This is a genomic window from Phyllobacterium sp. 01N428 (assembly GCF_056399405.1).
Genome location: NZ_JBFTRH010000015.1, coordinates 1 through 4,072, shown reverse-complemented (window position 1 = coordinate 4,072; position 4,072 = coordinate 1). Strand labels below are relative to the sequence as shown.

The 4,072-nt window shown below is 59.3% G+C and carries 6 protein-coding genes and 1 pseudogene; 4 read left to right on the top strand and 3 right to left on the bottom strand.

Features of this window, described 5'->3' with window-relative positions; genetic code table 11:
* The coding region (locus AC1DNI_RS22700) for a hypothetical protein (protein WP_477693516.1) at positions 1–571 on the bottom strand (571 nt) is incomplete at its 3' end.
* 263 nt (positions 572–834) lie between these two features.
* Between AC1DNI_RS22700 and AC1DNI_RS22695 the strand changes: the two genes are divergently transcribed.
* Together AC1DNI_RS22695 and AC1DNI_RS22690 are read left to right on the top strand one after the other, a co-directional pair.
* Positions 835–1,290 carry a YcgN family cysteine cluster protein gene (locus tag AC1DNI_RS22695; RefSeq protein ID WP_113282146.1) on the top strand — a complete coding sequence of 152 codons (456 nt, stop codon included), beginning with the start codon at positions 835–837 and terminating at the stop codon, positions 1,288–1,290.
* A gap of 128 nt (positions 1,291–1,418) precedes the next feature.
* Positions 1,419–1,763 carry a hypothetical protein gene (locus tag AC1DNI_RS22690; protein ID WP_027233337.1) on the top strand — a complete coding sequence of 115 codons (345 nt, stop codon included), beginning with the start codon at positions 1,419–1,421 and terminating at the stop codon, positions 1,761–1,763.
* Positions 1,764–1,829: 66 nt separating this feature from the next.
* Here AC1DNI_RS22690 and AC1DNI_RS22685 read toward each other — a convergent pair whose 3' ends face one another.
* Positions 1,830–2,519 carry an SIMPL domain-containing protein gene (locus tag AC1DNI_RS22685; RefSeq protein WP_370462211.1) on the bottom strand — a complete coding sequence of 230 codons (690 nt, stop codon included), beginning with the start codon at positions 2,517–2,519 and terminating at the stop codon, positions 1,830–1,832.
* 191 nt (positions 2,520–2,710) lie between these two features.
* Between AC1DNI_RS22685 and AC1DNI_RS22680 the strand changes: the two genes are divergently transcribed.
* A complete protein-coding gene (locus AC1DNI_RS22680) occupies positions 2,711–3,001 on the top strand; it encodes a hypothetical protein (protein ID WP_113282138.1) in 291 nt (96 codons plus the stop codon).
* Here AC1DNI_RS22680 and AC1DNI_RS22675 read toward each other — a convergent pair.
* Positions 2,991–3,656 (bottom strand): HAD family hydrolase, encoded by a 666-nt coding sequence (locus AC1DNI_RS22675; RefSeq protein ID WP_477693515.1) that lies wholly within the window; start codon positions 3,654–3,656, stop codon positions 2,991–2,993. The genes AC1DNI_RS22680 and AC1DNI_RS22675 overlap by 11 nt on opposite strands.
* Positions 3,657–3,815: 159 nt before the next feature.
* On the opposite strand from AC1DNI_RS22675, the pseudogene AC1DNI_RS22670 reads away from it, so the two are divergent.
* A pseudogene (locus tag AC1DNI_RS22670) lies at positions 3,816–4,072 on the top strand (homoserine dehydrogenase); the annotation flags it as partial.

Genomic DNA, 4,072 nt, shown 5'->3' with positions numbered 1-4,072 from the left:
CGGCTGCCTTGTTGGCCTCAGCCTCGGCGTCGCGCTTGGCCTTCGCTGCGTCCTCTGCCGCCTGTTCCGCGGCGGCCTTCGAGGCCTTCGCTTCTTCGGCTGCCTTGCGCTTTGCTTCTTCTTCTATGGCTTTTTGCTGTTCGGCGGCCTTGTTCGCCTCGGCTTCAGCGGCGCGCTTGGCTTCCTGCGCCTGCTTGGCAGCTTCAGCTTCTGCAGCCTTCGCGGCTTCCGCCGCCTTGCGGTTTGCCTCTTCTTCTATGGCTTTCTGCTGCTCGGTGGCATTTTCGGCTTCCGCCTGTGCAGCCCGCTTGGCCTCTTCGGCTTGCTGCTTGGCTTGTTCTTCTGCCTGTTGCTTGGCCTGCACTTCAGCCTGTTGCGCCGCCTTGCGCTTCAATTCCTCCTGTGCCGGGTCCTCCTGGGCGGGCGCGGGCTGTTCGGCCTGCGCGACCACCACCGGCATATTGGAGTTGGAGGAAATATAGGGCCGGTTAAGGGGCGGCTGTTCCGCCATGGCATAAGGCGAGGAAAAGAGAATTGCTGTTGAAGCAAAAAAGAGCGCTGTACGTTTCATTGTCATCCCTGTCTCGCGTTCCTTCTTGTTGAAACACGTCAAAAGTTCGCGATCGCAACCTTGTTCCGGTTTGTGGCAACGGCTTGACCATTGCGATCTTCGTTTCCGTTTTCATTGCCCGTGGCAATGCGCCGGTCCGACGTTGACCGAACTGATCGAACCCACGTTTGCAGCTTGCGCCTGTATCCCCCATGAAGGCGCCGTTCATCTGGCATTCATGTTTTAAGAATGGACGCGGCCCGGCTGGCGATGTATTTCAGCGCATGCCCTCTGAACCCTTCTGGAAGACAAAGATCCTCGATGAGCTCAACCGCTCCGAATGGGAAAGCCTGTGCGACGGTTGCGGCCGTTGTTGCCTGCACAAGCTCGAAGACGAAGACACCGAAGAGATTTATTTCACCACCGTCGCCTGTACCTTGCTCGATGCCGGCACCTGCCAATGTTCGGATTACGTACATCGCAAGGCCAAAGTCCCTGACTGCGTTTTCCTGACCCCCGAGATCGTGCGCACCGTGGACTGGCTGCCGGAAACATGCGGTTATCGCCTGATCGACGAAGGGCGTGACCTCTACTGGTGGCATCCGCTCGTATCCGGAAGCCGGGAAACCGTGCACGAAGCTGGGATATCAGTGCGCGGCAAGGTCACAGCCTATGATCATGAAATGAAGAGCGACGAGGATTATTTCGATCACATGATGACCCTCGAAGAATCCGACTGAGATAAACCGAATGTGAATGCTGCGTTGAGGAATTGTTCAGATCGAATGTGAAACAAAGCGCTCCTGTCCGGATTCCAGTAAGCCTGGAAATTCCCCCCATCCCGGACACAAAAACAGGAGAACGCCACATGGCTGTTTCATTCAAAACGTTGGCTGTTACCGCGACCATCGCCCTCGGTTCAATTATCGGCGTCAACGCCGCTTCGGCAGCGCCGATCGCGGCCGCACCAATGACCGATGGCGCTTCGCCGCTTGTGAAGGTCGACTATTATCGCCGCGACTACTACCGTCCGCCCTATCGGCCGGCTCCCGCCTGCACGCCGGGCCAGGCTGCGAGCAAGGCAAGCCGCATGGGCCTCTATAACACCCGTGTCGTCGTCAACCGCAATGTCGTTCGCGTCGCCGGCTGGAAGCGCGGCTACCGCACGGCAGTCGTCTTTGCCCGCGCACCTGGTTGCCCGGTCGTTCGCTAAGCGCGGCATACAAAGAAAAAGGGTGCCGGTCGGCACCCTTTTTTATTTCCGCTCTACACTTCGAACTCAGTTCTTAAGCTCAAACGTCATATTCACATTGACGTTGTAGGTGTTCTCGCCGGCAGCAACGGGGACAGGTGATGCCGCGTCCATCGCCATCATCTTGCCGCGCGCCGCCATCGGAACCGGGCGCGGACTGAAGCTCTGTTCGTTGATTTCGATGACCCGGCCAAGTTCCACGCCGGCCGCGGCAGTCAGCGTCTTTGCGCGCGCAACGGCATTTGCAACGGCGTTCTTGCGCGCTTCTTCAAGAATCGTGTCCGGCTTGTCGTTGGTGAAGGTGATGTTGCCGCCCTGATTGACGCCGAGCGTGACCGACTGGTCGAGGATGTCGCCGACCTTCGCGAGGTCGCGTACGCGCACCGTCAGGGAATTTGACACGGCATAGCCGACGATCGACGGCGGTTTGGGCGGCTGGTTATTGTTGTTTTCCGGGAACACGTAGCGCGGGTCGATGCTGAAGCCGGAGGTCTGCAGATCGCGTTCGGCTATCCCGGCCTTTTTCATGGCGTCGAGTACCTTCGCCATGGCTTCATTGTTGGCGGTCAGCGCCTCGCGAGCTGTTGGCTTTTCCTGCATGACGACCAGCGAAAGGATCGCGGTGTCGGGCGCAGCCGCAGCTTCGCCTTCACCCGTGACCGTGATGCGCGGGCGCGGTGCGTCCTCGGCATAGGCAGCCATAGGCACCGCGACCATGGTGGTTACTGCAAGGGCCAGCGTCAGGATTTTCGATGTCATGGATAACTCCCCAGATGAAGTGACGTTGCTGCGTCGCAGGTGATTATGGGTGGATTAGGGCAAAAGACAAAACTTTTGAACAGGATAGGTTTTGTGCATCCAAACGGCATCCTGAACGTTACCAAGCAAATGTAAGAGGAGTTTTGACGATGAACCGGACCGAGCCCAAGCAAAAGCCCCGCAGGAACGAATCGCCCGAGACCGAAACGTCCGGCCCACAATCGTTTGACCGGGACGAGATCGTCGACGACGATGTCATCGCGGATGACGAACTCTCCATCCTCGGCGAACGTCAGGTCGAGCCGGAAGATGCCGGCGAGGTATCGGAGGAAGATGACGACAATCCCTATCAGAACAGCGACGAAGCGCTGCCTGATGACGAGGAGGAACTGGAAATCGCGCGCGATCCCGAACGCGAGGGACGCCGTTTCAACGATTAGCCATCCAGGCGCCGATAGCGTTCCAGTCGGAAAACACGGCCGAAGCGCCCTTTGCGATAAGCGCGGGGGCGTGATCCTCATGGGTGTGGGTGCCCCCGGTATAACCGATCGCGGTCATGCCGGCCGCAACCGCACCCTCGACGCCAAAGGGCGAATCCTCGACGACCACACATTTGGCTGGGTCTGCCTGCATCTTTTCGGCGGCAAGGAAGAAGAGGTCAGGCGCCGGCTTGCCGCGCTTGACCATGAACGAGCTATAGACCGCATCGCCGAAAAAGCGCGCCAGGCCGGTGATTTCGAGGCTGAAGCGGATGCGTTCGAGCGACGAGCCGGAGGCAACGCAGTGCGCCGTTTCGAGCCCTTCCAAAAATGAGACGATTCCCGGTGTCGGCTGCAGCGACTCTGCGAAGATGCGCTTCGTCTCCGGCCAGAGACCGGTCTCCGCTCCGTCCGCAAGCTGCAATCCCGTGAGTTCAGCGACGCGGGCGATGATGTCGGCCTGCTTCAGGCCGATGCATTGCGCGATCGTGCCATCCGGCAGCGACAGGCCCTGCTGGGCATAGATATTGCGATAGGCGAGCGCCGCGAGCGGCTCGCTGTCCACAAGCACGCCATCGCAATCAAAGATCACCAGTTCGAATTGGTTTTGCGGCATTTCCATCCTCGTTGTTGGCCCTTCCAGGCATCTTAATGATCGATCTTTACCGCTCTTATAATGCACATAGGTCTTGACTAAAATACAAATGTTCAATATTCGATGATTGTAATTTGAAAGGCTCCGCACAAGCCGGCGGGGACCGCTGAGGGAGGCGTTATGGCGAGCAATGTTGCACTGACGGGACTGGCGCGAGACATGCAGGCGCGGGCGGATGCCGGGCGGCCGATCCGCATCGGGCTGATCGGTTCGGGCGAGATGGGCACCGATATCGTGACGCGCGTGGCGCACATGCCGGGCATCGAGATCGGCGCGATCTCGGAACTGAAGCTGCCGAATGCGCTCAAAGCCGTCGACATCGCCTACCAGGAGAGCGGCCATGGCCGCGAGGTCGCCAATGCCGCGGCGCTGACGGC

What these genes read in the sequence shown, in the direction of transcription:
- AC1DNI_RS22685 (WP_370462211.1), bottom strand. Translation starts at nt 2,519, where the DNA reads ATGGTCGCGGTGCCTATGGCTGCCTATGCCGAGGACGCACCGCGCCCG.
- AC1DNI_RS22690 (WP_027233337.1), top strand. Translation starts at nt 1,419, where the DNA reads ATGGCTGTTTCATTCAAAACGTTGGCTGTTACCGCGACCATCGCCCTC.
- AC1DNI_RS22675 (WP_477693515.1), bottom strand. Translation starts at nt 3,656, where the DNA reads ATGCCGCAAAACCAATTCGAACTGGTGATCTTTGATTGCGATGGCGTG.
- AC1DNI_RS22695 (WP_113282146.1), top strand. Translation starts at nt 835, where the DNA reads ATGCCCTCTGAACCCTTCTGGAAGACAAAGATCCTCGATGAGCTCAAC.
- AC1DNI_RS22680 (WP_113282138.1), top strand. Translation starts at nt 2,711, where the DNA reads ATGAACCGGACCGAGCCCAAGCAAAAGCCCCGCAGGAACGAATCGCCC.